At 64.1% G+C, this 23,214-nt stretch carries 20 protein-coding genes and 7 pseudogenes; 20 read left to right on the top strand and 7 right to left on the bottom strand.

Going from position 1 to position 23,214, the window contains the following annotated elements:
* The first annotated feature begins 79 nt into the window (after positions 1–79).
* Together AC5Y2L_RS24950 and AC5Y2L_RS24945 are read left to right on the top strand one after the other, a co-directional pair.
* A complete protein-coding gene (locus AC5Y2L_RS24950) occupies positions 80–1,042 on the top strand; it encodes a cation diffusion facilitator family transporter (RefSeq protein ID WP_499944969.1) in 963 nt (320 codons plus the stop codon).
* A 398-nt stretch (positions 1,043–1,440) separates the two neighbouring features.
* Complete coding sequence (locus AC5Y2L_RS24945) at positions 1,441–2,109, top strand: YoaK family protein (protein ID WP_499945134.1); 669 nt, start codon at positions 1,441–1,443, stop codon at positions 2,107–2,109.
* 205 nt (positions 2,110–2,314) lie between these two features.
* On the opposite strand, the gene AC5Y2L_RS24940 is transcribed toward AC5Y2L_RS24945, so the two are convergent.
* Positions 2,315–2,527 (bottom strand): methyltransferase family protein, encoded by a 213-nt coding sequence (locus AC5Y2L_RS24940; RefSeq protein WP_499944967.1) that lies wholly within the window; start codon positions 2,525–2,527, stop codon positions 2,315–2,317.
* Here AC5Y2L_RS24940 and AC5Y2L_RS24935 point away from each other — a divergent pair.
* Entirely contained in the window at positions 2,526–2,756 is a 231-nt protein-coding gene (locus AC5Y2L_RS24935; RefSeq protein WP_499944965.1) for a hypothetical protein, read from the top strand. The two genes, AC5Y2L_RS24940 and AC5Y2L_RS24935, sit on opposite strands and share 2 nt — an antisense overlap.
* A 176-nt stretch (positions 2,757–2,932) precedes the next feature.
* Here AC5Y2L_RS24935 and AC5Y2L_RS24930 read toward each other — a convergent pair whose 3' ends face one another.
* Positions 2,933–3,484 (bottom strand): class I SAM-dependent methyltransferase, encoded by a 552-nt coding sequence (locus AC5Y2L_RS24930; RefSeq protein WP_499944963.1) that lies wholly within the window; start codon positions 3,482–3,484, stop codon positions 2,933–2,935.
* Positions 3,485–3,594: 110 nt separating this feature from the next.
* Positions 3,595–4,293: a YHS domain-containing protein gene (locus AC5Y2L_RS24925; RefSeq protein WP_499944961.1), complete on the bottom strand. Its 699-nt coding sequence runs from the start codon at positions 4,291–4,293 to the stop codon at positions 3,595–3,597.
* A gap of 111 nt (positions 4,294–4,404) precedes the next feature.
* Between AC5Y2L_RS24925 and AC5Y2L_RS24920 the strand changes: the two genes are divergently transcribed.
* The 9 genes and pseudogenes from AC5Y2L_RS24920 to AC5Y2L_RS24880 all read left to right on the top strand — a co-directional run.
* Complete coding sequence (locus AC5Y2L_RS24920; RefSeq protein WP_499945133.1) at positions 4,405–4,797, top strand: ArsR/SmtB family transcription factor; 393 nt, start codon at positions 4,405–4,407, stop codon at positions 4,795–4,797.
* Entirely contained in the window at positions 4,794–6,758 is a 1,965-nt protein-coding gene (locus AC5Y2L_RS24915; protein ID WP_499944959.1) for a heavy metal translocating P-type ATPase, read from the top strand. Before AC5Y2L_RS24920 ends, AC5Y2L_RS24915 begins: the two co-directional genes overlap by 4 nt.
* A gap of 111 nt (positions 6,759–6,869) precedes the next feature.
* Positions 6,870–7,209, top strand: a pseudogene (locus AC5Y2L_RS24910) (DUF3703 domain-containing protein).
* Positions 7,210–7,402: 193 nt separating this feature from the next.
* Positions 7,403–7,684 carry a DUF1490 family protein gene (locus tag AC5Y2L_RS24905; RefSeq protein ID WP_499944957.1) on the top strand — a complete coding sequence of 94 codons (282 nt, stop codon included), beginning with the start codon at positions 7,403–7,405 and terminating at the stop codon, positions 7,682–7,684.
* Positions 7,685–7,694: 10 nt separating this feature from the next.
* Entirely contained in the window at positions 7,695–9,938 is a 2,244-nt protein-coding gene (gene ctpC / locus AC5Y2L_RS24900) for a manganese-exporting P-type ATPase CtpC (RefSeq protein ID WP_499944955.1), read from the top strand.
* Between the two features lie 43 nt (positions 9,939–9,981).
* Positions 9,982–10,629, top strand: coding sequence for a methyltransferase family protein (locus AC5Y2L_RS24895; protein WP_499944953.1), 648 nt, complete (start codon positions 9,982–9,984; stop codon positions 10,627–10,629).
* Positions 10,626–10,934: pseudogene (locus AC5Y2L_RS24890) on the top strand (class I SAM-dependent methyltransferase); the annotation flags it as partial. The gene AC5Y2L_RS24895 and the pseudogene AC5Y2L_RS24890, both read left to right, overlap by 4 nt.
* Positions 10,935–11,010: 76 nt before the next feature.
* A complete protein-coding gene (locus AC5Y2L_RS24885; protein WP_499945140.1) occupies positions 11,011–11,256 on the top strand; it encodes a hypothetical protein in 246 nt (81 codons plus the stop codon).
* A gap of 104 nt (positions 11,257–11,360) precedes the next feature.
* A pseudogene (locus AC5Y2L_RS24880) lies at positions 11,361–11,515 on the top strand (IS3-like element IS987 family transposase); the annotation flags it as partial.
* A gap of 161 nt (positions 11,516–11,676) precedes the next feature.
* Here the strand turns inward: AC5Y2L_RS24880 and AC5Y2L_RS24875 are convergent.
* The 3 genes and pseudogenes from AC5Y2L_RS24875 to AC5Y2L_RS24865 all read right to left on the bottom strand — a co-directional run.
* Positions 11,677–11,820 (bottom strand): annotated as a pseudogene (locus AC5Y2L_RS24875) (PLP-dependent transferase); the annotation flags it as partial.
* Positions 11,817–12,137: a hypothetical protein gene (locus tag AC5Y2L_RS24870; RefSeq protein WP_499944951.1), complete on the bottom strand. Its 321-nt coding sequence runs from the start codon at positions 12,135–12,137 to the stop codon at positions 11,817–11,819. The pseudogene AC5Y2L_RS24875 and the gene AC5Y2L_RS24870, both read right to left, overlap by 4 nt.
* A gap of 225 nt (positions 12,138–12,362) precedes the next feature.
* Positions 12,363–12,914 (bottom strand): annotated as a pseudogene (locus AC5Y2L_RS24865) (HAD-IC family P-type ATPase); the annotation flags it as partial.
* Between the two features lies 1 nt (position 12,915).
* Here AC5Y2L_RS24865 and AC5Y2L_RS24860 point away from each other — a divergent pair.
* The 7 genes and pseudogenes from AC5Y2L_RS24860 to AC5Y2L_RS24830 form a co-directional block, all read left to right on the top strand.
* Positions 12,916–13,884 (top strand): annotated as a pseudogene (locus tag AC5Y2L_RS24860) (nitrite/sulfite reductase); the annotation flags it as partial.
* Positions 13,881–14,621: a phosphoadenylyl-sulfate reductase gene (locus tag AC5Y2L_RS24855; protein WP_499944949.1), complete on the top strand. Its 741-nt coding sequence runs from the start codon at positions 13,881–13,883 to the stop codon at positions 14,619–14,621. The pseudogene AC5Y2L_RS24860 and the gene AC5Y2L_RS24855, both read left to right, overlap by 4 nt.
* Positions 14,622–15,294: 673 nt before the next feature.
* A complete protein-coding gene (locus AC5Y2L_RS24850; RefSeq protein WP_499944947.1) occupies positions 15,295–15,648 on the top strand; it encodes a hypothetical protein in 354 nt (117 codons plus the stop codon).
* 68 nt (positions 15,649–15,716) lie between these two features.
* Positions 15,717–17,057 carry a DEAD/DEAH box helicase gene (locus AC5Y2L_RS24845; protein WP_499944945.1) on the top strand — a complete coding sequence of 447 codons (1,341 nt, stop codon included), beginning with the start codon at positions 15,717–15,719 and terminating at the stop codon, positions 17,055–17,057.
* Between the two features lie 190 nt (positions 17,058–17,247).
* Complete coding sequence (locus AC5Y2L_RS24840; RefSeq protein WP_499944943.1) at positions 17,248–17,487, top strand: hypothetical protein; 240 nt, start codon at positions 17,248–17,250, stop codon at positions 17,485–17,487.
* A gap of 385 nt (positions 17,488–17,872) precedes the next feature.
* Complete coding sequence (locus AC5Y2L_RS24835) at positions 17,873–18,235, top strand: hypothetical protein (protein ID WP_499944940.1); 363 nt, start codon at positions 17,873–17,875, stop codon at positions 18,233–18,235.
* Between the two features lie 409 nt (positions 18,236–18,644).
* Positions 18,645–19,319: a TetR/AcrR family transcriptional regulator gene (locus tag AC5Y2L_RS24830; RefSeq protein ID WP_499944938.1), complete on the top strand. Its 675-nt coding sequence runs from the start codon at positions 18,645–18,647 to the stop codon at positions 19,317–19,319.
* Positions 19,320–19,984: 665 nt separating this feature from the next.
* Here AC5Y2L_RS24830 and AC5Y2L_RS24825 read toward each other — a convergent pair.
* Positions 19,985–21,058 carry a DMT family transporter gene (locus AC5Y2L_RS24825; RefSeq protein WP_499945130.1) on the bottom strand — a complete coding sequence of 358 codons (1,074 nt, stop codon included), beginning with the start codon at positions 21,056–21,058 and terminating at the stop codon, positions 19,985–19,987.
* 320 nt (positions 21,059–21,378) lie between these two features.
* Here AC5Y2L_RS24825 and AC5Y2L_RS24820 point away from each other — a divergent pair.
* Positions 21,379–23,024, top strand: a pseudogene (locus AC5Y2L_RS24820) (sensor histidine kinase).
* The last annotated feature ends 190 nt before the right edge of the window (positions 23,025–23,214 follow it).

Raw genomic sequence — 23,214 nt, 5'->3', positions numbered from 1 at the left:
GAATACTGGGCATCCTTATTGCATATATGGCGATGTACGCATAGTTTGTGGGGATGTTTCGGGCAGAGAGGGCGCGGCGATGAGCGCTGGGCACAGCCACACACACGGGCATGCGTCGGCGGATTCTGACCGGCGCTGGCTCGGCGGTGCGCTGGCGGTGATCACGGGCTTCATGCTGGGTGAGGTGGTGGTGGGGATCGTCGCGGGGTCCTTGGCGTTGCTTTCCGATGCGGCGCACATGCTGACCGACGCGGCCTCGATTCTCTTGGCGTTGTGGGCGATTCGGCTGGCCGCGCGCCCGGCATCGGGGCGGATGACCTACGGGTGGCGGCGCGTGGAGATCCTCTCCGCGCAGGCCAATGGCGTGACCCTGCTGGTGTTGGCGGCATGGCTAGCCTATGAGGCGATCAAAAGGCTGATTCATCCGCCGCAGGTCACGGGCATGCTGGTGCTGATCACCGCGCTGGTCGGTGTGGTTGTGAACCTGGCGGCAACGTGGATGATCAGCCGGGCCAACCGGGCAAGTCTCAACGTGGAGGGCGCTTTTCAGCACATCCTCAACGACTTGTTCGCGTTTATCGCCACCGCGGTGGCCGGGGTGGTGATCGTGGTCACCGGGTTCGGGCGCGCGGACGCGCTCGCCACGTTGATCGTGGTCGCGCTGATGCTTCGAGCCGGCGTCGGATTGGTGCGTGCAGCCAACCTCGTTCTTCTGGAAGCCGCCCCGGCGGGTATTGAGCCGGGCGCGATCGGGCAGGCGATGGCCGCACACGACGCTGTCATCGAGGTTCACGACCTGCACGTGTGGGAAATCACCTCAGGGACACCGGCGCTGTCCGCGCATGTGATCGTCGCCGCGGGGCGCGACTGCCACACCACTCGAAACGACTTGGCGCAGCTGCTGGCCCACCACCACGGCATCTCCCACACCACGTTGCAACTTGACCACCCCACATCTGGAATCGGCAACCCGGATGCAGCTGGCGGGTCCGCGCACTGCGATGGTCCGCACGGCCCGACGCATCGTTCCACTGCCACCTAACAGACAGACACCGACCGTAACCGTGGCATCGTCGCGCCCAATGCATGTCGTGGCCGGCGCCCAGGGCACAGACCGGCCGGGATCATCACTTAACGCCGAGCAGCAGCGGTTGCCCTGACCATGACCAACGGGCGACTATCCATAAGAGCGAGAGGGGTTCTGCTATTCGTATCGCTGAGCACGGATCTGATCCAGATGAGCAATCACGCCTGCAGTGTGGGCGCTGCGATACCCAGGTGCTTGCGCGGCCACGGTGGGCGATGACCGTTCACCAGTGCACCGGCTGTGGGGACGCCGTCGTTGACTGGGCGGAACTAAACCCACCGGTCTATACAGCAGCGGTGAGCAACCCGCGGCGGCACTCCACGGTAGCTTCGCCGGCTTCCGCATACACTGCGATCTTCAGCCGTGAAGCACGGTTGTCCTGGGTGTTGGCGGCGTTGGCGGGGTTAATCGGGGCGGCGGCGTTCACCCACTCCGCCGGCTACTTTGTCACCTTCATGACGGGCAACACCGAGCGCGCCGTATTGGGGTTCTTCCGCAATGAGCAATGGCTGTCGATCGCTGCAGCATTGGTGTTGGCGTCCTTTGTCGGTGGTGTCGTAATCGCCTCGCTGTGTCGCCGCCACTGGTGGCTGGCGCACCCGCACGGCCCGACGGTGTTGACTGCCCTGTGCCTCATCGTGGCCGCTGGCGTCGATATCGCCGTGGATGGGTGGTCCACCAATCGGGTTTCCTTTGTCCCAGTGCTGTTCGCCGCGTTCGGGATCGGTGCGTTGAACACCTCCTTTGTCAAAAACGGTGAGGTCTCGACCCCGCTGAGCTACGTCACGGGCACGCTGGTCAAAATGGGTCAAGGAATCGAGCGCCACCTCAGCGGCGCAACCGCTACAGAATGGCTTGGCTACTTTCTGCTGTGGTTCAGCTTTGTCGCCGGCGCCGCGATCGGCGGCTGTATCAGCTTGATCGTCAGTGGATCCCAGATGCTTGCGGTCGCGGCCCTGGTGTGCACGCTCACCAGTGGTTACACTTTTTTTCACACCGACCGCCGCGCGCTGCGCCCGTAGTGGGGCGCGGCGTCGATCCCCGCCGCCAACATCTGGCCAGCCTCTCGGTGGGCACCCGCTGCACCAGCAACCGGAATTCGATCCAGCCACGCCTGCTGCGACGGCTTATCTGTAAGACCACCCTTGATTCTTCGAGCCCTTGCTGGTCACAGTGTTCACGGCAGGTGTAATGCGAGCTGCGAAATATGGTTGTGGCGTACGCATCTCACCGACGTGTCGACTGCAGCCGGCCGATGCCGGGGAGGAATCGGCCGACCCGTGAGGCGTAGGTGGTGTAGGCGGTGCCGTGCGCCTGGCGCAGGTACGGTTCCTCGACGAGCCGCACTTGCGCCTCGTTGCCGATGAGCATGACGACGAAGCCCGTGATGGCGACCCAGTTGGGCACCATCAGTGCCAGGCCGAGGAATGCGAGCTGCATGGCGCCGAAGATGGGGTTGCGCACGATTCGGAACGGGGCCGCCGGTTACCAGGGTCGTCGTTTCCGCGGCGTTCACGCCGATGCGCCAAGAAGCTCCCATCGCGACTTGGGCGGCGAAGGTGGCGAGGATGCCCAGCACGGCGAGCATCGCGCCGACTCCGCGGGTGAGGGGATGGTCGAGAATGCCCAGCGCCGCCAGACCGATCAGCTCGGCCATCGGCGCAGCTAATCCTATTGTGAGGCCGCCGATTCCGGCGCCGTAGTGCGCCCACCATTGCACGGTTTTCGGGCGGGCCGAGATCACCCGGATCCCCGCGTCGCCGGTGTTGCGTCGCTGCAGGATCGGGCGCGCGGCGCCGGCGATCACGACGAATAGCGCGCACAGTATGAGAGCGGTAATGGCCATCACCGCTCACCCCCCATCGGGCAGGGCTTGGCGGCGACCCCGAACAGATAATCACCCTGGATGCGGGTCGTCGACCCCAACACGCCCAGGCCGCGGCGGGCCACCTCGTCCAGGAATTGCTCGGCGCTGAACCGATCCTCGGTGGGATGGTCGAACAGCAGCCGGTAGGAGGGCCGGGCCAGGGCGTGGGCGGTGACCTCCTCAAAGTAGAACCTTCCCCCAGGGGTGAGGACACGGGCGACCTCGGCGATGGCTGCCCGCCAATCGGGGATGTGATGGATGATGCCGAAGTCAAACACCGCCTGATAGGCGCTATCGCCGGCGCCCAGCGCGGCACGCAGATCGGTGGCGCTGCCTTCGGCAAGACGCACCCGATCTCCGTAGCGCGCCAGACGCTTTCGGGCGCGGCGAATCATTGCCGCATCCAGGTCCACGGCGTCGATCGTCTGCGCGCCGAACCGTTGCAGCACCAGCTGGGAGCCGTAACCGGAGCCGCAGCCGATCTCCAGTGCCCGCGCCCCGGGTGGCAATCGGCCGCCGAACCGCAGCAACAGCTGGATTCGTAGAGGCGTGCAGCCAGCGCCGCGGTGGCGAGTTGACCATGATGGTCTCGATCGCGTTCATCAGCCTAGAGATGCCCTTCGGGTTAGGTGGTTGCGCCTTACTGGCACCGGACCGCGTTGGTGAATTGCTGCGGGCTGGAGGCGAAGCGGTGCGCGCAGGTGTCCGAGCAGAACCGGTACCTGGTGCCGTGGAGGGTTAGCGTGGTTGTGGTGGTGCGGTTGTGCAGCCGCATGCGGCAGACCGGGTCGACGTCGGGGCAGGGACAGTCGGTCCCCAGATCGATAGCGAACACTTCCAGGGGTTGGCTTATGTTGCGTAGGCGGGTGAGACCGAGGCCGGCCACCGCCAGACCGGCGTCATCGGCCGCTTCGGCGACCGGTTCAGTCGCCAGGACCTGGGCGGGGCCTGCCGCTGCGGCCAGGCGTGCGGCGATGTTAACGGTGCCGCCGTAGATGTCCTCGCTCAGCGTCACGATCGGGCCGTAGGTGATACCGGCGCGCAGCACAGGGAATCTGTCAGTGCGTTGTGCGTCCTCGGTGATGCGGTCAAGCAAGGCGAGCGCGGTCCGCGCGGTGGGTGAGGTGACCAGGATGGCGTCACCGAGCGTTTTGATCAGCCGGTCACCGTCGCCCAGGGTGGCGCGGGCCAGGTCGGCGAAGGCTTCGGCCAGTTCGGCGGCCCGCTGATCACCGTGTGCTTCGGTCAGGGCGGTGAATCCGGACAGGTCGATGAAAACCACTGCCGCCTGGCTGGTGGTCGTCGTGTGGTCGTGTGAGGTGTTTGGGCTCAGTGTCATTGGGTCATCTCGTCGGGTTGGGTGTGGTGTGGGGTGCTGATGATTCATTTTGGTCGTTATCAATGGGATTTCTCGATCAATGCCTTTTTACGCTATCATCGGTTTATGTCGATGGAAAGTGTCAAGCCAACAACCGTCACGGCGCCGTCTCGCGATGAGCTGGCGGGCGCGGTGGCGTTGTTTCACAGCCTGTCCGACCCGACCCGGTTGGCGATCGCCCGTCATCTGGCTGAGGGGGAAGCCCGGGTGGTGGATTTGACCCGGGCGCTGGGGTTGCCGCAGTCCACGGTGTCCTCGCATTTGGCCTGCCTGCGGGATTGCCGACTGATCAGCGGGCGCCCGGAGGGCCGTCAGGTGTTTTATGTCCTCGCGGTCCCGGAGCTGATGGACCTGTTCGCCGCCGCCGAAATCCTGTTGGCCGCGACCGGCAACGCCGTGGCGCTGTGCCCCAACTATGGCATCGACAGCACCGTAACCGAGGAGCCGACTGAGGTGCTGCGGTGAGTGACGCCTGCGGCTGTGGCGACGGCGGGGCCCGCACCGGCGAGGCCGCCGAGGAACGCGAGCCCGAACCCCTCTGGGAAGTCACGGGACTGCGGTTCGCCGCGGTGTCGGGGATATTGCTGCTGGCCGCGCTGATCGCCGGCTGGGCCGGGGCCACGCGCCCGGTGGAGCTCACGCTGGAGGCGCTGGCCTTGGCGGTCGGCGCCTACACCTTCGTTCCCTGCACCCTCAAGCGCCTGGCCAAGGGCCAGATCGGCGTGGGCACGCTGATGACGATCGCCGCCGTGGGCGCGGTGATCCTCGGTGAGGTCGGCGATGCGGCGATGCTGGCCTTCCTGTTCTCCATCAGCGAGGGCCTCGAGGAGTACTCGCTGGCCCGCACCCGCCACGGCCTGCGCGCCCTGCTCTCACTGGTCCCCGATCAAGCCACCGTGCTGCGCGACGGCATCGAAACAGTCATCGCCCCAAGGGAATTGCGGGTCGGGGACCGGATGCTGGTGAAGCCCGGTGAGCGCATCGCCACCGACGGTCTGATCACCGACGGCCGCACCGCCCTGGATGTCTCGGCGATCACCGGCGAATCGGTGCCGGTCGAAGCCGGACCCCGTGACGAGGTGTTCGCCGGGTCGATCAACGGCGCCGGCGTGCTGACCGTGCAGGTCACCACCACCGCCGAGGACAACAGCCTGGCCCGCATCGTCAAGATCGTCGAGGCCGAACAGTCCCGCAAGGGCGCCAGCCAGCGCCTCGCCGACCGCATCGCCAAGCCCCTGGTGCCCGGCATCATGATCGCCGCCACCGCGATCGCGGTGATCGGCAGTTTGGTTGGCGACCCGCTGGTCTGGATCCAACGCGCCCTGGTGGTGTTGGTGGCGGCCTCCCCGTGCGCCCTGGCCATCGCCGTGCCGGTTACCGTGGTGGCCGCGGTCGGCGCGGCCAGCAAGCTCGGCGCGCTGGTCAAGGGCGGCGCCGCCCTGGAGGCCCTCGGCAAGGTGCGCGGGGTCGCTCTGGACAAGACCGGCACGCTGACGGCCAACCGGCCCGCCGTCATCGAGGTCGCCACCACCAACGGCGCCAGCCGCGAACAAGTGCTGGACGTAGCCGCCGCCCTGGAGGCGCGCAGCGAGCACCCGCTGGCCCGCGCAATCTTGGCCGCCGTCGACGGGGTAACGCCGGCCTCGGAGGTGCAGGCGGTGACCGGCGCCGGTCTGACCGGCCACCGCGACGGTCGCATTCTTCGGCTTGGGCGTCCCGGCTGGCTGCAGCCCGGGGCGCTGGCCACCGACGTCGACCGCATGCAGGCCGCCGGCGCCACCGCCGTGCTGGTCGAGGACGACGGGCGGATCACCGGGGCCATTGCGGTGCGCGACCAACTGCGCCCCGAGGCCGCCGAAGTGGTGGCCCTGCTGCGCCGCGACGGCTACCACGTGGCGATGCTCACCGGCGACAACCACGCCACCGCCGCCGCACTGGCCGCCGACGTCGGCATCGACGCAGTGCACGCCGAGCTGCGCCCCGAAGACAAGGCGCGACTGGTCGAGCAGCTGCGCGCACAGCGCCCGACCGCGATGGTCGGCGACGGGGTCAACGACGCCCCCGCCCTGGCCACCGCCGACCTCGGCATCGCCATGGGCGCGATGGGCACCGACGTCGCCATCGAAACCGCCGACGTTGCCCTGATGGGCGAAGACCTACGCCACCTACCTCAGACGTTCACCCACGCCCGCCACGCCCGCCGCATCATGGTGCAAAACGTCGGCCTCTCACTAGCCATCATCACCGTGCTCATGCCGCTCGCCCTGCTGGGCATTCTGGGCCTCGCGGCCGTCGTCTTCGTCCACGAGGTAGCCGAGATCGTCGTGATTGCCAACGGCGTCCGCGCCGGCCGCGCTAGAGGACTCGCCACCGCGTCGACACCAATCAGTGAGCGGAAGCCTGCAGCCATCGCTGCCCCCACATGAGACATGGCGGGCCAACCATCGGACACCACAGCACTGTGGGGTCGTGCTGCCCCCGCCCGACTGTGCTGGTATTCCACATCAACCGCGCAGGAGGGTTCGACATGAACAACCATGGCCGATCACATCCGATCCGACTACATCGCGGAAATGACCGCCGCGCGCGACGCGTCAGACGATAGCCAACGGTGGGCGCATCTCGAACGTGCGCACATCATTTCCCAGTCCTATCCGTGGCCGCACACCTGCAACCATGTGCGATGCTCAGATTGGCTCTGCGCGAACACGACCGCCGTGAAGCCTCAGGCAGATGGTTCGGATCATTGTCGCCGCACCCGGCTCGCTAACGGGTCGCTACCCCGAAGGCAACACCGGCCGCACCGGCGCCGGCCTGATGACCCCAATGCCGATTCCAACCGGCCTCGCCGCCCTCATCGGGCCCGGCCAAATCTGATCCGATGAACGACGAGGCAACCCAGCCCCAGACCCACGTGGGCAACAGTCCTACACCCCTGAACTCGTTACAGCTAAGGTCGGCGCCCCGATCCACCCGTATTCATAGTTATATTGCAATGTATCTATGCTATGGTGGGAGGTGGAACCGATGAAAGCTGTGCCCACCGCGGGCCAACAGGAGGAGGAGATCGATGTTTCCGCACGCACTAGCGGCAAAGGCAGGCGCCACGGTGTTCACCGGACTGGTGGGCGTGAGCGCCTATGAGCTTTTGCGGAAGGCGGCCGGCGCGGCGCCTGTCCATCGGGCCGCGGTCGCCGCCGCGGAATTAAGTTTGCGGGGAACGCGGCGTGCTGAGGTGGTAGCAGAGTCGGCCCGGCTGAAGATGGCCGACGTGGTCGCCGAGGCGCGTGAACGCATCGGCGAAGAGGCCGCCCCGCCGGCTGACGCCGCGGTCCATGACCACGACCACTGATGGCTCAACGATGACTGTTGTCGACGCGACCGCGGTAGAGATTGTTTCCGATGCGGCGGGGCGGATGCGGGTGTATGTGCCGTGGGTTCGTGCGGATTCCCGCCGCGCGGTGGCGGTCGAAGATGCGGTGGATAAGGCGACCGGGGTGCGGGCCGTACACGCTTATCCCCATACCGGATCGGTCGTGGTGTGGTATTCCCCGAAGCGCTGTGACCGCTCGGCGATCATGGCGGCCATCTCGGCAGCCAAACACGTCGCAGCTGAGCTGATTCCCGCGCGTACGCCGCGTTCGGCCGACGTGCGTAACACTGAGGTGCTGCGCATCGCGATCGGTGGGGCTGCGCTGGTGTTGCTCGGTGTGCGCCGCTATGGCTTTAGGCGCCCGCCGCTGCTGGGCACCAAAGGTCAGCTGGTGGCCACCGGTGCGACGGTGTTCATGGGGTATCCGTTCTTCCGCGGGGCGCTGCGTTCGCTTCGTTCTGGGCGCGCCGGCACCGACACGCTGGTGACGGTGGCCACGGTGGCCAGCATGGTGTTGCGGGAAAACGTGGTCGCGCTCACCGTGTTGTGGCTGCTCAACATCGGCGAGTATCTGCAGGACCTGACGCTGCGGCGGACCCGGCGCGCCATCGCCGACCTGTTGCGCGGCACCGCGGACACCGCCTGGATCCGGGCAGCCGACGGCAGCGAAGTCCAGGTGCCCATCGACACCCTGCAAATCGGTGACGAGGTTGTGGTCCACGACCACGTGGCGATCCCGGTGGACGGCGAGGTGCTCGACGGGGAAGGAGTCGTCGACCAGTCCGCGATCACCGGGGAAACGCTGCCCGTCAGCATGGTCGTCGGCTCGCCTGTGCACGCCGGATCGGTGGTGGTGCGCGGACGTTTGGTGGTGCGCGCCAGCGCGGTGGGCAGCGAAACCACGGTCGGGCGCATCATTTCCCGTGTCGAAGAGGCCCAGCACGATCGGGCGCCGATTCAAACGGTCGGTGAGAACTTTTCGCGCCGGTTCGTTCCGATCTCGTTCATCGTGTCCGCGGCCACGTTGGCTTTCACCGGGGATGTCCGGCGCGCGATGACCATGCTGTTGATCGCGTGCCCCTGCGCGGTGGGGTTGTCGACCCCGACCGCGATCAGCGCCGCGATCGGCAACGGGGCGCGCCGCGGCATTTTGATCAAGGGCGGATCGCACCTCGAACAAGCCGGCCGGGTGAACGCGGTCGTGTTCGACAAGACCGGGACGCTAACCGTTGGGCGCCCCGTTGTGACGAATATTGTCGCCTTCCATAAGGACTGGCAGCCCGAAGAGGTCCTGGCCTACGCGGCGAGCTCCGAAATCCACTCTCGTCATCCGCTGGCCGAAGCGGTGATCCGCTCCACCACCGAACGCCACATCACCATCCCGCCGCACGAGCAGTGCGAAGTGTTGGTAGGCCTGGGCATGCGAACCTGGGCTGACGGCCGCATTCTGCTGTTGGGCAGCCCGTCACTGCTGCGTGCCGAAAAGGTCCGCGTGTCCAAGAAGGCAACCGAGTGGGTGACCAAACTGCGCCGCCAGGCCGAGACCCCGCTGCTGCTGGCCGTGGATGGCACGCTGGTCGGGTTGATCAGCCTGCGCGACGAAATCCGTCCGGAGGCAGCCGACGTGCTGAACAAGTTGCGCAGCAACGGCATTCGGCGCATCGTGATGCTCACTGGTGATCATCCCGACACCGCCGAGGTCGTCGCCGGCGAACTCGATATCGACGAATGGCGCGCCGAGGTGCTACCCGAAGACAAGCTGCAGGCGATACGCCAACTCCAAGACGAAGGCCACGTCGTCGCGATGGTCGGTGACGGCGTCAACGACGCGCCCGCGCTGGCAACCGCCGACATCGGGATCGCCATGGGCCTGGCCGGCACCGACGTCGCCGTGGAAACCGCCGATATCGCGCTGGCCAACGACAATCTGCAGCGCCTGCTTGACGTACCCGATCTGGGGTCGCGAGCCGTCGAGGTGATCCGGCAGAACTATGGGATGTCGATCGCTGTCAACTCTGTTGGCCTGCTCATGGGCGCCGGGGGTGCGCTGTCGCCGGTGCTGGCCGCGATCCTGCACAACGCGTCCTCGGTCGCGGTAGTCACCAACAGCTCTCGACTGATCCGCTACCGCCTAATCAACGGTCAATCAGCGAGCGTCAACGGGCACTCGACCACAGCACCTGCCGACACCGCTGATCCTCAGGCCGCAGTAGCGCCCCCGCCCGGCCAGTGAGTGCCCATGCGCCGCCGCGTCTCACAGGCGAAGGGCTTCCATGATGGCGGTGACCGCGCTGGCGCTCTACCTGGTCTTCGCTGCGCTTGGGTTCGGCTGGCGCAGCTGGACCCAGCACCGGCGCACCGGGTCGACCGGATTTCGCGGCGTCAGTGGACGTCCCGGCTCGCTGCACTGGTGGGCCGGCGTCGGATTCGTCGGCGCCATCCTCGCTGGTGTGGCTGCCCCGCTGCTGCAACTGAGGGGAATCCTCACCCCGATCCCGGTCCTGCACACACCCGCCGTCCAAGTCATCGGGTTGGTAGCGGCGATCGCAGGAGTCGCGGGCACCGTTTACGCCCAACACGGCATGGGGGAATCCTGGCGGATCGGGGTCGACGCCGGCGAGACCACCGCCTTGGTGTGCACGGGTGTGTTCGGCTGGGTGCGCAACCCCATCTTCACTGCCATGCTCGTCTTCGCCGCCGGCATCGCTCTCATGACGCCCAACTCGCTGGCCCTGGCCGCATTCGTGGTCCTGCTGGCGGCCATCGAGTTGCAGGTCCGTGTCGTCGAAGAGCCCTACCTGGCCCGCATCCACGGCCACGCCTACACCCACTACCGCGCCGAGGTTGGCCGGTTTGTGCCCGGCATCGGACGCAACCAGACACCGACACCGAAGACGGGGGACTGTCATGACACCGACCGATGACCACACTGCCCGGTGGAACCGATACTGGGACAAGAAATCCCGCACATACGACCGGGAATTGGGGTTCTTTGACCGCCACCTGTTCGGCGACTCCCGGCGACTGGGCGTGCGGGCAGGCCACCGGCGCGGTGCTGGAGGTTGCCGTGGGAACCGGACTCAACCTCGTCGCTTATCCCGACGATATCGCCCTGACCGGGATCGACTGGAGTCAGGCAATGCGCGACATCGCCGGCCGCCGTGCTGACGAGCTCGGTCGTACCGTCACCCTGCGCCAGGCCGACGCGCACTACCTGCCGCCCTTCGACGACAACACCTTCGATACCGTCGTCTGCACCTTCGGGCTCTGCGCCATTCCCCAACCACACCCAAGCTCTCACCGAGATGACCCGAGTCCTGCGTCCCGGCGGGCGACTCATCCTTGTCGATCACATCGAAACCAGCTCCGCCCCAATACGACTCGTTCAGCGCCTCCTCGAGGTGTTCACTGTTCCGCTCGGCGGCGAACACTTCCTGCGCCGCCCGTTCAACCACATCCGCGGCACCGGCGATCTCACCATCGAACACACCGAACGCTTCAAACTCGGCCTCGTCGAACGCCTCACCGCCCGCAAACCAGACACCAATTAACCTCCAGCGGGGGATGCCAATCGCAAATTGCGTCAAGTCCAGCAACACAGCCTGAACCGCGCTGGGGTGGCCGAAGACTCCACTTACTGGGAAAGGTTGGCGTCATGTCAGGTGGTTCGTCGAGGAGGTACCCGCCGGAACTGCGTGAGCGGACGCGGTGCGGATGGTCGCCGAGATCAGCGATCAGCACGAGTCGGAATGGGCAGCGATCAGCGAGGTGGCCCGGCTGCTCAAAGTCGGCACCGCGGAGACGGTGCGCATGAAGATTCAGCTGAGCTGAAACGGCTCTCACCCCACACCGTTGTTTATTCACGGTGGTTGTCTCGCCGCCTAAGTGGGTTCGCCAGGCCCAGGTTGATGCCGGCGCACGGCCCGGTATCACGACTCGGTGTTGGGATGAACCTTTCTTGGATTTCTTCGCAGGTCACTGTGACGCGATAGACCTTTGGTGGCGCTGGTCACCACCACATCAGTACCCAACGACAGCGGTTGCTGGCTCAGCGGCGTGGCGGTCGTATTGTCCACAATCAGGCGTGTGCGGCCACCATGGCAGACGGTGGTCAGTGATGGCTGATTTCGAGCAGTTCTTCGACCCGGCAGCGGGTCAGATGAAGGATTTCGACGGCAGCCCAGGCCCAGAACGCATGGTCTTTATCGTGGCCGAGGTCGCGACGCTTGCCGGTCGCCAGGTCGTGGGCCCAGACCTTCTCGGCGGCGTTGCCGATCGAGCGGGTCAGCGTTTGACCTGCGGCGGTGACTGATTGGCCGGGACGGGCATCGCGGGCGGCCTTCAGGAGCGCCGAAGCGTTCTTGCGCCGATCGTCGACGGTGCGCACCAGGACCGGCAGTACCGGGAGTCGTTCCTGGGTCCGGGCGTCCATGCGCGCCTTGCGGTGGCGGTGGAATTTGCCCTGGCTGATCTCTTCCTGGCCGACCGGGCAGGGAGCCGCCCACTGTACCCAACGGCTGGGGTTGAGTTTGTCATTTGATCTGGGGCAAAACGTGTTTCGCGTTGTGGCTTAGCCCGGCGCGGTCAGTGGTCATCCGTCCAATGGTTTTGTGTCATCGCGTAGTAGTTCGGTGATCCTTGAACATGGTCGGGGTGTCTAGCGTCGGGCGGGTAAGGGTTTGATCCGTCCGGCGCGCACGCCGTTGGCGATGACGATGACCTCGGTGAGCTCGTGCACGAGCACGACTGCGGCCAGTCCGAGGGTTCCGAACACCGCCAGCGGCATCAGCACGGTGATGATGCTCAGGGAAAGTCCGACGTTTTGCAGCATGATCCGCCGCGAGCGGCGGGCGTGGTCTAGTGCTTGGGGCAGGTGACGCAGGTCTTGGCCCATCAGGGCGACGTCGGCGGTTTCGATGGCGACGTCGGTTCCCATGGCGCCCATGGCGATTCCCAGGTCGGCGGCGGCTAGGGCCGGGGCGTCGTTGACGCCGTCGCCGACCATCGCGGTGGGTCGCCGGGCACGTAGCCCTGCGACCAGGCGTGCCTTGTCCTCGGGGCGCAGTTCGGCATAGACGTGCTCGATTCCAGCGTGGGCGGCCAAGGCGGCGGCGGTGGCGTGGTTGTCGCCGGTGAGCATCGCCACCTGGAAGCCGCCGGCGCGCAGTTCGGCAACGACCTGCGCGGCTTCCGGCCGTAGTTCGTCGCGCGAGCACGGCCCCGGCCTGGACCTACGGGTCGGCGGCGGGCTATCGACCAACCCGATGCTGGCCCAGCGGGTCGGTGCCTGGGTTCCGCTGGAGCAGGTGCCCGACGTCTGGGCGGGGGTGACCTCGGTGTTCCGCGACTACGGCTATCGCCGACTGCGCTCAAAGGCGCGGATGAAGTTTCTGATCAAGGACTGGGGGCCTGAAAAATTCCGCCAGGTTCTGGAGACCGAATATCTCAAGCGGCCGATGATCGATGGTCCCCCGCCACCGCCGATGATTCACCCAGTCGACCATGTCGGCGTCCAACATCAAAAGAACGGGCTCAACGCTGTCGGGGTGGCACCAATCGCCGGCCGGCTCTCCGGCACGATCCTGTCTGCAGTCGCCGACCTGGTCGAACACGTTGGCTCGAACCGGATCCGCTTCACCCCATACCAAAAGTTGATCGTTCTCGACGTGCCAGATCAGTATCTGGACAGTCTGGTCGCCGATCTGGACGCGTTGGGGCTGCCGTCGCGGCCGTCACCGTGGCGGCGAAACCTCATGGCCTGCACCGGCATCGAGTTCAGCAAGCTGTCATTCGTCGAAACCCGCGGTCGTGCACAGGTTTTGGTGCCCGACCTAGAGCGTCGCCTCGAGGACATCAACGCCCAGCTGGATGTGCCGATCACAATCAACATCAACGGCTGCCCCAACTCGTGTGCGCGCATCCAGGTCGCCGACATGGGGTTCAAGGGCCAGATGATCGACGACGACCACGGTGGTTCGGTCGAGGGATTCCAGGTGCACCTGGGCGGCAGCCTCGGCGTCGACAGTGGGTTCGGCCGCAAGCTGCGCCAGCACAAGGTGGTCGGCACTGAGCTGGGCAATTACATCGAGCGGGTGGTCCACAACTTCATCAAGCACCGACATCACGGCGAACGCTTCGCGCAGTGGGCGATGCGAGCCGACGAGGACGACCTGCGATGAGCGATCAGGTGAACGGCTGGACTGAGGCGCAACTTCGGCAGCTGGCGGCGCACGGGGCAGCGGAACTGGACGGCGCCAGCGCCGGTGACGTGTTGCGTTGGGCCGACGAGCATCTCGACGGTGTCAACGGTCCCCGCGGGTGGGCGACCTGCGGCTGGGTGGTGGCCTCCAGCATGCGAGACGCGGTCCTGGTGGACCTGGCAGCGAAAGTACGCCCCGGCGTGCCGGTGCTGTTTTTGGACACCGGATATCACTTCGTGGAAACCATCAGCGCACGCGACGCGGTCGAAGCCGCCTACGACGTCCAGGTGCTCAACATCACCCCCGAGCACACGGTAACCCAGCAGAACGATCTGCTAGGCAAGGATCTGTTCGCCCGCAACCCCAACCAGTGCTGCTGGCTGCGGAAGGTCGCCCCGCTGGCCAAAGCGCTGCGCGGCTACGCCGCTTGGGTCACCGGCCTACGGCGGGTCGAGGCACCCACCCGCGCAAACGCGCCGCTGATCAGCTTCGACGAACAGTTCAAGCTGGTGAAAATCAACCCTTTAGCCGCCTGGTCGGATCAGGACATGGCCGACTACATCGCCGAGCATGATGTGCTAGTCAATCCACTTGTCTACGACGGTTATCCGTCGATCGGCTGCGCCCCCTGCACGGTTAAGCCCGCCAGCGACGGCGACCCCCGCAGCGGACGCTGGCAGGGCCTGGCCAAGTCCGAATGCGGGTTGCACGTCTGAGTGACCAAACTCGTGCTGACCGCGCACGGCAGCGCGGACCGGCGGCGTTGGCGTGCAATGGCGTAGCCGGGCGGTCGTGGCCCTCGACTCCATGCCCCATGCGCAGACAGTCTAACCAAGCCAGCTGACATGAAGGTGTTCATGTCTTCCGTTATGGTCGAGCATTACTGTGTTGTCGTCCGGAAGGTGAACTGTGGCCGCACCCCCACCGTGATACCGGCTCGCCCAACCCGGCATTTTGTGGTGGTGCCGGGGCGTCGTACCACGTTGTTCGCGTTGCCAGAAAGGCGTTGAGCCGCAGTGGCGTTGGGCTCGTTTTTGGCCGGACCGATCGCGCAGTTAGCCGGGAGGCCGCCCTGGTAGGCATCGCATCTGGGGTGCTATGTCGTCGGCTGGGAGCCGGGTCTTGCCGCGTTGCGGGCGCTGCGACACAAGAGCCTCGACGTGGATGCCGGCCGCCCCGACCGCCGCGGCGACCATCACGGATGGTGTGCTGTTGATCGTCGCCACCTCCTGGGATCACCGATGCTGACCTGATCGAGATGATCGAATGGGCTGCCGCCCTTGATGAGTCGAGCTACGACGACATGACCGCTCTGACGCGCGTGTTGCCATGGTGTAGACGGCCACACTGAAGTACTTGTGGAGCAACCACCGCGCAACCTTCCGACGGGTGTACCAGCGGTTTGCAGATCATGTTCGACAGGCACCGTTTTCTTTCGAGTATTGCGATCTACTCGCCGATTTCGCTCAGCGCACGGTGGTCGAGACCAAGGACGCGAGCATTCTGCGCATGATCGTCGCCGCACTGATCCGGCTCGGGTACTACCACAACCGCTGGCATGTGCGTGACGTGCTTGTGGAGATTCTGCAGGGAGTGAAATCCGAGGAGATGGCTCTGGCGGCCGTCGAGGCGCTAAGGGCTGCAGAGCCCGATGCCGTCGACTGGTCGATCAGCGACTTCGCCGTGCGGACGCTCTCGCCGGCCGTCCGGGCCGGGGTCGAGACCTTGCGGGCCGCCGAATGACTCTAGGCCACTAACGCGACACGAAAAACATTACAAGCCAATTACTTCCACAGACTGGAGCCCTTTCGTTGAAACCCGACCAGTACATTAATCTGAAGCCCCTTGTCAGCGACAACGAAAATCTGCGTGAACCCCAAATCGATGCGTTCGGCGCGCTCGCTGGGCACGACTTCAGCCGAACCGACAGTCGCGAGGTGTCCATCGTGTTGCCGGTCGGCTGCGGCAAGTCTGGCTTGCTGGCGCTTGCGTCGTTCGCAACACAGTCGCGTCGCGCCCTACTGGTAGCGCCAAGTCTCAAGATCGCCGAGCAGCTGCTGCGCGACCTAACGCCCGGTGATCCGAAGTACTTCTACGCCAAGCGCGGAGTGCTCAGCGAACCGCCGTTTCCAGAACCCGCCGAGATTCGCGGCACAAGCACGAACATCGGCGATCTTGAAGAGGCCGACATCGTCGTGACCAACATTCACCAGTTGCAGCGCGACGACAACACCTGGCTGGGCGCCCTTGCCGGCGATTTCTTCGACTTGATCATGTTCGACGAAGGGCACCACAACGTCGCCGAGAGCTGGGATACGCTGCGTCAACACTTCCCGGGCGCCCGGATCCTCAATGTCAGTGCGACACCGGCCCGTGCGGACGGGCGCGTCATGACCGGCGAGATCATCTACAGCTACCCGATCTCGCGGGCGGTCGCGAAGGGCTACGTCAAGCGCATCAACGATTATCGGCTCAACCCCAGCACGCCACACTACGTTCGCTCGGAGGTCGAGGTGACGCTTAACGAGGTACGCCGCCTCGGTGACGAAGACGCCGGTTTCCGGCGCAGCATCGTCAGCTCGGAGGCCAGCCTGACCACCATCGCCGAGGCCTCCCGACAGAAATTGTTCGAGCTGCGCGACAAGACGGGCGAGACCCGGCTGAAGATCATCGCCTCGGCGCTAAACATGGAGCACTGCAAGCAGGTCGTCGCCAAGTACCGCGAACTCGGTCTGCGGGCCGATTTTGTGCACAGCAAGGAAGACGGCCAGGCCAACGAGCGCGTCCATCAGAAGCTGGAAAACCACGAGCTGGACGTTATCGTGCAGGTGCGCAAGCTCGGTGAAGGGTTCGACCACCCCTATCTGAGCGTGGCTGCAGTGTTCAGCATCTTCGGCAATCTGGGGCCGTTCATACAGTTCGTCGGCCGCATCATGCGCGTCATTCCTGGGGTTGGTCCGTTCGACGCAGGCAACGAGGGTGTGGTCGTTTTCCACGTGGGCAGCAACATCACCGGGTCTGGAATGACTTCCAGGAGTTCGCTGAAGCTGATCAGGAGTTCTTCGCCCAACTCATCGACGAGAGCGTCATCGAACCCACACCGACCCGCGAGCCCAGCGGCCCGCGCGACACGACCACCGCGCAGCCTGTGATCACCGCCCAGGAGAACGTACAGCTGGAGACCCTCACGTTGATCAGCATGAGTGCCGACCCCGAGGTAGTGCAGGCCCTGGCGGTGCTGCGCGAGCGAGGGATTACCGGCGGCGCCCAGTTCGACCGCTGCAGCGTATCCAGCCCACGAAACAGGAGGCGCGCCAAGCCAAACGGAGCCTGCTCGATGAGTTGGTCAAAACCGAAGTCGGCAAGTTCCTGGCCAAACACGGCCTCAAACATGCCGGCCGAGACCTCGACCGCACCCGAGAGAAAATCAAGGCGGTGAAATCAGCGATCGACCGCCGGATCAAAGAGGTAGTGCCCAGCGGTGCCACATCCCGCAAGGACTACACCTCCGACGACTGCGACTACCTGATTGAGCAACTGCCGAATCTCGTTGAGACCGCTGAGGAGAGGCTGAAGAAATGAGTGGCCAACGATCACTATTGCGATCGATTTCGGCGGCCAGCCCCGGGAAGCGTCACGCCTGCCGTGCGAACTCGAAACACGTTCTGTTCAAGGATGATCCGATACTTGTCGTCAAGATCGACCGCGACAACTTCCACTACTGCACAGATTCCGCACGAAAGTTCATCGCCACCGCACGAGAGAAGCTAGATAGCCTGGAGGCCGATCTACTGCAGGCATCCCCCGCTGAAGCCCGGGGCCAGCAGATACCCAATTAGATGGAGGACGAGGCGATGGCTGAACTTGGGCCGACACATCATTTGACGTTGCATGTTGCTAGAAATGATGAGAAAGATCGCCAACGACGCTGGATTGGGTCATTCAGACGATTGCCGACCTGGACTACATGTACAACATCCTTGCTATCCCCAACCTGGCCGAGTATGGCGCGATTGATGTTTCGGACCTCGTAAGGTTTAACAACTCGTTACTACAAGCAGGCTATGCCGTTCCGCCGCAAGTTATTAATTCGAATATCCGCGAGCTAATTCCCTCGACCGAGCAGGCTCAGCTTGAAACGCTGCACGCCGGTAAATCGTTCGGTTTCAAGTTTAGTGGGTGGGGGAAGGTTATCGATGCGCTTGCAAGAGTCTTCGACCCCGCACGTCGACACGCTCAGCGCGAAGAAGACCGCCATCGAGAAAGAATGAATCGTCTGGAGGAAGACGATAAAGCGACGGACGTCGTGGCACGTTGCAAGACAACCTGATTCTTGCTGCCCGCCCATCGATCTCTAACCTCAATGAAAAGAGCCGTGTAGATGTTGTCGACGTGGAGGTGGAGGAAAGTGCCTGACAGGCCCTAGAAGTTAACAGCTAGGCCAGCTATTTACCGAACTGCCGGGGATAACTTGTCATGTGGCAAATACGGCTACATAGACATTCCCCTGACCATGTCGTATAGTCTGCCGGCACAGACGGATAACGGACTCTTTTTTTCGCATCGCGGTGGTCGGGACACCGAGGGAATGAGGTAGTTCGTGACTCCGACAGTTCTATAGACATCGGCGATCGACCTTCCATCCAGCGGGCCGCTCCGAGCCCACTGAGTTGACGGCAGTTAGGCCTCGGCGGACCGGGCCAGATGGGCGGTGCGGGATCGCGGGTTTTGGGAGTCAGGTGGACCACTGCGACGATTTATCGATCGATGAAAGGTCCTGCCGCGAATCGTTGATCGTCGCGGCGCTGGATCTTTGTGTCAGCCAGGGGTATGACGGCACCACCATCCAGCAGATGGCCGCTGCCGCCGGCGTATCGGCCGCTGACTTCACTTGCTACTTCGCATCCAAGGATGTGGTGATCATGTCTCTCGTCGAGGACGTGCTGCAGGCCACCGTAGCCGCACTTGCCGGTGTAGAGACAGACATCGACCCGACCGAAGCGCTAATGCTCGCGACCAAGGAATCGCTAACTGCAATCACCAATGGGCGCGGCGTCATGACGAGTGATCGAATGGTCGCGATGGTCGACATCATTCTGTCAAGCCGAGATTTGCAACAGCGGGCCTCTGCAGCCCGCAAACAAGTACTGGCATATGGGCTCGCCGACTGGATGCACGTCGATCCGCAGAATCAGCGGGTGCAACGGGCTGTCACAATGTGGTCGGCGATCGCAGCCGGTCTTTACATCGCCCGCCAATATGTGCCTGATGACTACGATCCGCGACATGATGATCGCCTGCCCGAGCAAATAACCGCGCACCTAACCGAGACCTTTGAACACGTCATAGGCCGGACCCCCTCGCAGGAAAGGCTGACACGTCCCGGACACGAACGTTTGCGGGCCGACGCCTAACAGCTGCCGATTAGTGTCTCCAACGGCGGCTGGAATTATCGATTCTTATCCATCAACTAGACGCAGGTCGGTGCCCGGCAGCGGCCGACACAAGCACGGTAGACGTCACCGTGACGAACGGTGTGCTTGAGTTGCTCGCCGATTCTGTCGAATTGAAATGATCTGGTGGCGCGTGCCTGATGCCGACGGCTTTCGGCTTTCCCTCACCTGACCAGCCCGCCACCCTGGCGTACCTGCTGATGCTGGAGCGTCGTCATCGAAGGTAGGCGGGTGCGCCGCGGCGCAACATGCTGGCCAGGCGCATGCGTGAGGCTGCCGGCTATTACGGACGGAACACGCAACATGAACAACCGCTTGCTGATGTAAACCTTGCAGCCCAATGTATTTCGCCGATAATCAGATACTATGTCAGGTAAAGCTGAACTAGCCTGCACCGCAACGTCTCTGGCGCAGCACGCACGCAATAACAACGACCGCCGTCGTTCTTCTTCCGTATCCTAGCCATATGGGCGGATAGACCAACCCCTGCCTGGATCGCCGCTCCTTAACGGGGAATGTGACCGATTCTAAACACCGGACAGCATCACCCGATCACTCGATCACAATGGGAGTCGGGGCGGTTTCGTCACCGTGACGGTTCTACGGATGCAACGGATGGTCTGGCATCAAAAGAAGTCGGGCGATTCGCTCACGGCCAGAGGTCCCAAGGAAGATGTGGGCTGTATGGGATCTTTTGCGGCGTTGCTACGCGGTGAGGGTTTCTTCCGGCGGCCGGTGCCGCGCTTGCCGTCGGTTGGTTTAGCACAAACGACTCCGGCCGATGGCAGGCGCAATCCCGTGTCAGCGTTTGACTGCGGCAATATGGCTGCCGGTTCGCTGCCAGCAGGCGAGCCGTCGCTGGGTGCCCGAGCGGATGTGGCGATGATCGCCAGGGCGGCAACGACTATCGCGTTACCGATGGCCTGCAATTCGCTCAGCGGCTCCCCCAAGACCAGCACTCCCAATAACAGCCCGATAACGGGCACAAGCAGCGTCCAGGCCGTCACGGCGCTGATCGAAGCCCTGCGCAGCTCGGTAAACCATAAAACGTAGGGCAGCGCGCTGCCCGGCAATGCCAGCACCAGCACAGCGACCATAAAATTGAGCGTGACTGTGTGCTGAGGTGCTCCGTCGACGATCGCCGCAATGAGCGCGAGGATCACGCCGCCGATCAGGAACTGGCCTGCGCCCAAAGCGAATACATCCACAGCGGTCAACCGGCGGGCAAGCAACGCCCCAGCCGCGATGGCCGCGGCCGCCAGCAGCGCCAGCCATGCCCCACGGGCACCGCCAGTAGGACCCGCGACCAGCAGCAGGCCGCCGAGACCCGCCGCGACACCGGCGATTTCAAGTGGTTTTGGTCGTTCTCCGAACAGCCACCACGCCGGCAGCACCACAAGCAAGGCTTGAGTATTGCCGAGTACTGAAGCGACTCCGGTGGTCATAGAGCCGACGCTTGTAGCCATCGCCGCGAAGGCCACCGCCACATTGAGGATGCCTAACGCCGTGATCAACCCCCACTGGCCAAGCAACGTGGGCATGGCATCCGGGCGGCGCCGACGCAGGAACACGACAAAACACAGCAATGCCAGCCCGGCGATGACCGCACGCCAGGCCACAAACCACAGCGCCGAGCCCCCGCGCGCGCCCCACTGCAGCAGCGGGAAACACGATCCCCATGCTGCGACGATCACAAGCATGCGCCATGGGCGCACCCGGCTATGCACGGCGCCCACCTTTCCAGCACCACCTGCCGGACCGACAAGCGGATGGACCTTCATACCCGTTGGCCCCGCGTGCAAAGACCTAATCCCCTACCCGGTAGGGGTGTCCGCGTGCGACTATGAGGACACGCGGACGACAGGATGAAGAATGCAGAGTTTAATGAAATCTGGAGTTAGGACAGCAAGGGCATCCTGGCATTGCCAAATCAGCTGCTCTACGCCGAACGGTGTCGCGGAGGTATGGTCGTTTGGCCAGCGATGAAAGCGGCTTGGGTCAACCTGGGCTGTTAGGCAGGATGCACGAGCAGCTCGACGAATTGCTCACGGCGCACAATCAGTTGGAGCAACTGCTGCGCGTGATCGTCGAGATCGGTTCAAATCTCGACCTCGACGCAACTTTGCGTCGGATCATCCTCGCAGCCAGGGAATTGACGTCAGCCCCCTACGGAGCCCTGGCTGTCCGTGATCCCGAGGGCACGTTGCTCTCATTCGTCCACGCGGGGATGGAAGCTGACACCGTCAGCAGAATCGGGCATTTGCCGGTTGGCAAGGGAGTCTTGAGTGTATCGCTTGATACACCAGCTTTGCGTCTGGATGACCTGAGCATGCATCCCGCTGCCTGCGGATTCCCGGAGCACCACCCCCACATGCGGGCTTTTCTTGGGGTGCCGATCACGATTCGGGGAACGGTATTCGGCAACCTTATCTGACCCACGATGATCCGGGGCGGGTGTTTTCTGCATCCGATGAGTTCTGCACCCGCGCGTTGGCTTTTGCTGCAGCGGCCGCCATCGATAATGCGCAACTATTCGAGCGCGAGCGCACGTCGGTGAAGTGGATAGAGGCCAGCCGCGAGATCACTACCGCGCTGCTGTCCGGCGCAGAGCTGCACCGGCGGCCACTGCAGTTGATCGCTGAACGCGCATGCACGCTCACCAATGCCGAGCAGGCGATCGTGCTTGTTCCAGCCGACGCCGACGTCCCGGTCGAGGAAGTCGACATGCTGGTTGTATCTGCCGCGGTGGGTCTGTATGCGCTTGACGTGATCGGCCAGCAGATTCCAGTCGACGGCTCGACCAGCGGTGCGGTTTTTTGCTCCGGCGAACCGCTGATCACCGAGGCGTTGAGTTACCCGATTCAGGCGTTCACCGACGTCGGACAGCGGCCCGCGATCGTTATGCCGCTGCGCGCCCACGATGAGGTTGCCGGAGTGATCGCGATCGCCCGCGGCACAGACGAGCCACCATTTGACAGTGGTGATCTCGAGCTGGCGAGCGATTTCGCCACGCACGCTGCGATAGCCCTCGCGCTCGCGACTGGCCGCGAGCATGCGCGCCAGTTGACCATCCTGGCTGAACGCGAGCGCATCGCGCATGACTTGCATGACCACGTCATCCAGAGGCTATTTGCCGCAGGCATGAATTTGCAGGGGACGCTTGCTCGGGTCCGATCGCCGGAGGTCGTCGACCGGCTCAACGGCACGCTCGATGATCTGCAAACCATCATCGAGGAGATCCGCACCACCATCTTCCAGCTGAAATCTCCACTAGCGCGCGAAGGCGGCTTCCGGCGTCGGATTCAGCGAGTGGTTGCCGACCTGACCGAGAATCGTGACATTATCACCACCGTGCGTATGCATGGACCGATGACGGCAGTCGGCGACGAACTTGCCGAGCACGCCGAAGCGGTCACCACCGAGGCCATCAGCAACGCGGTTCGTCACTCTGGCGCCTCACGGCTGACCGTCGAGGTCAGTGTCGCTGACATGTTCACCGTCGACATCATTGACAACGGTTGTGGCGTGCCCCTCGACAATAAGCGTCGCAGCGGACTAGTCAATATGGCGCGGCGCGCAGAACAACTTGGCGGCAGCTGCGAGATCACAACGCCATCCGAGGGTGGCACTCGAGTCCACTGGACCGCTCCATTTACTGACAGCTAACCCGACCGCGCGATAGACCCGTGGTGGTCTTCGACATCATCTACTGTCCACCGACAAGCCGGCATTCACTGTGGCCGCGGCGTATACTATCGCGGCTGGCATCACTTGCCGGCTGATTGCCGCGACGTTCGGGTGGATCGACTGGTTGAATATCTTCTCCGACACGCGGGCCAGGCGTATCGGCCTGGTG

The organism is Mycobacterium sp. NGS66 (assembly GCF_059812225.1).
Note: the sequence above shows the minus strand (reverse complement) of the source record. Positions and strands in the feature narration are given on the sequence as shown.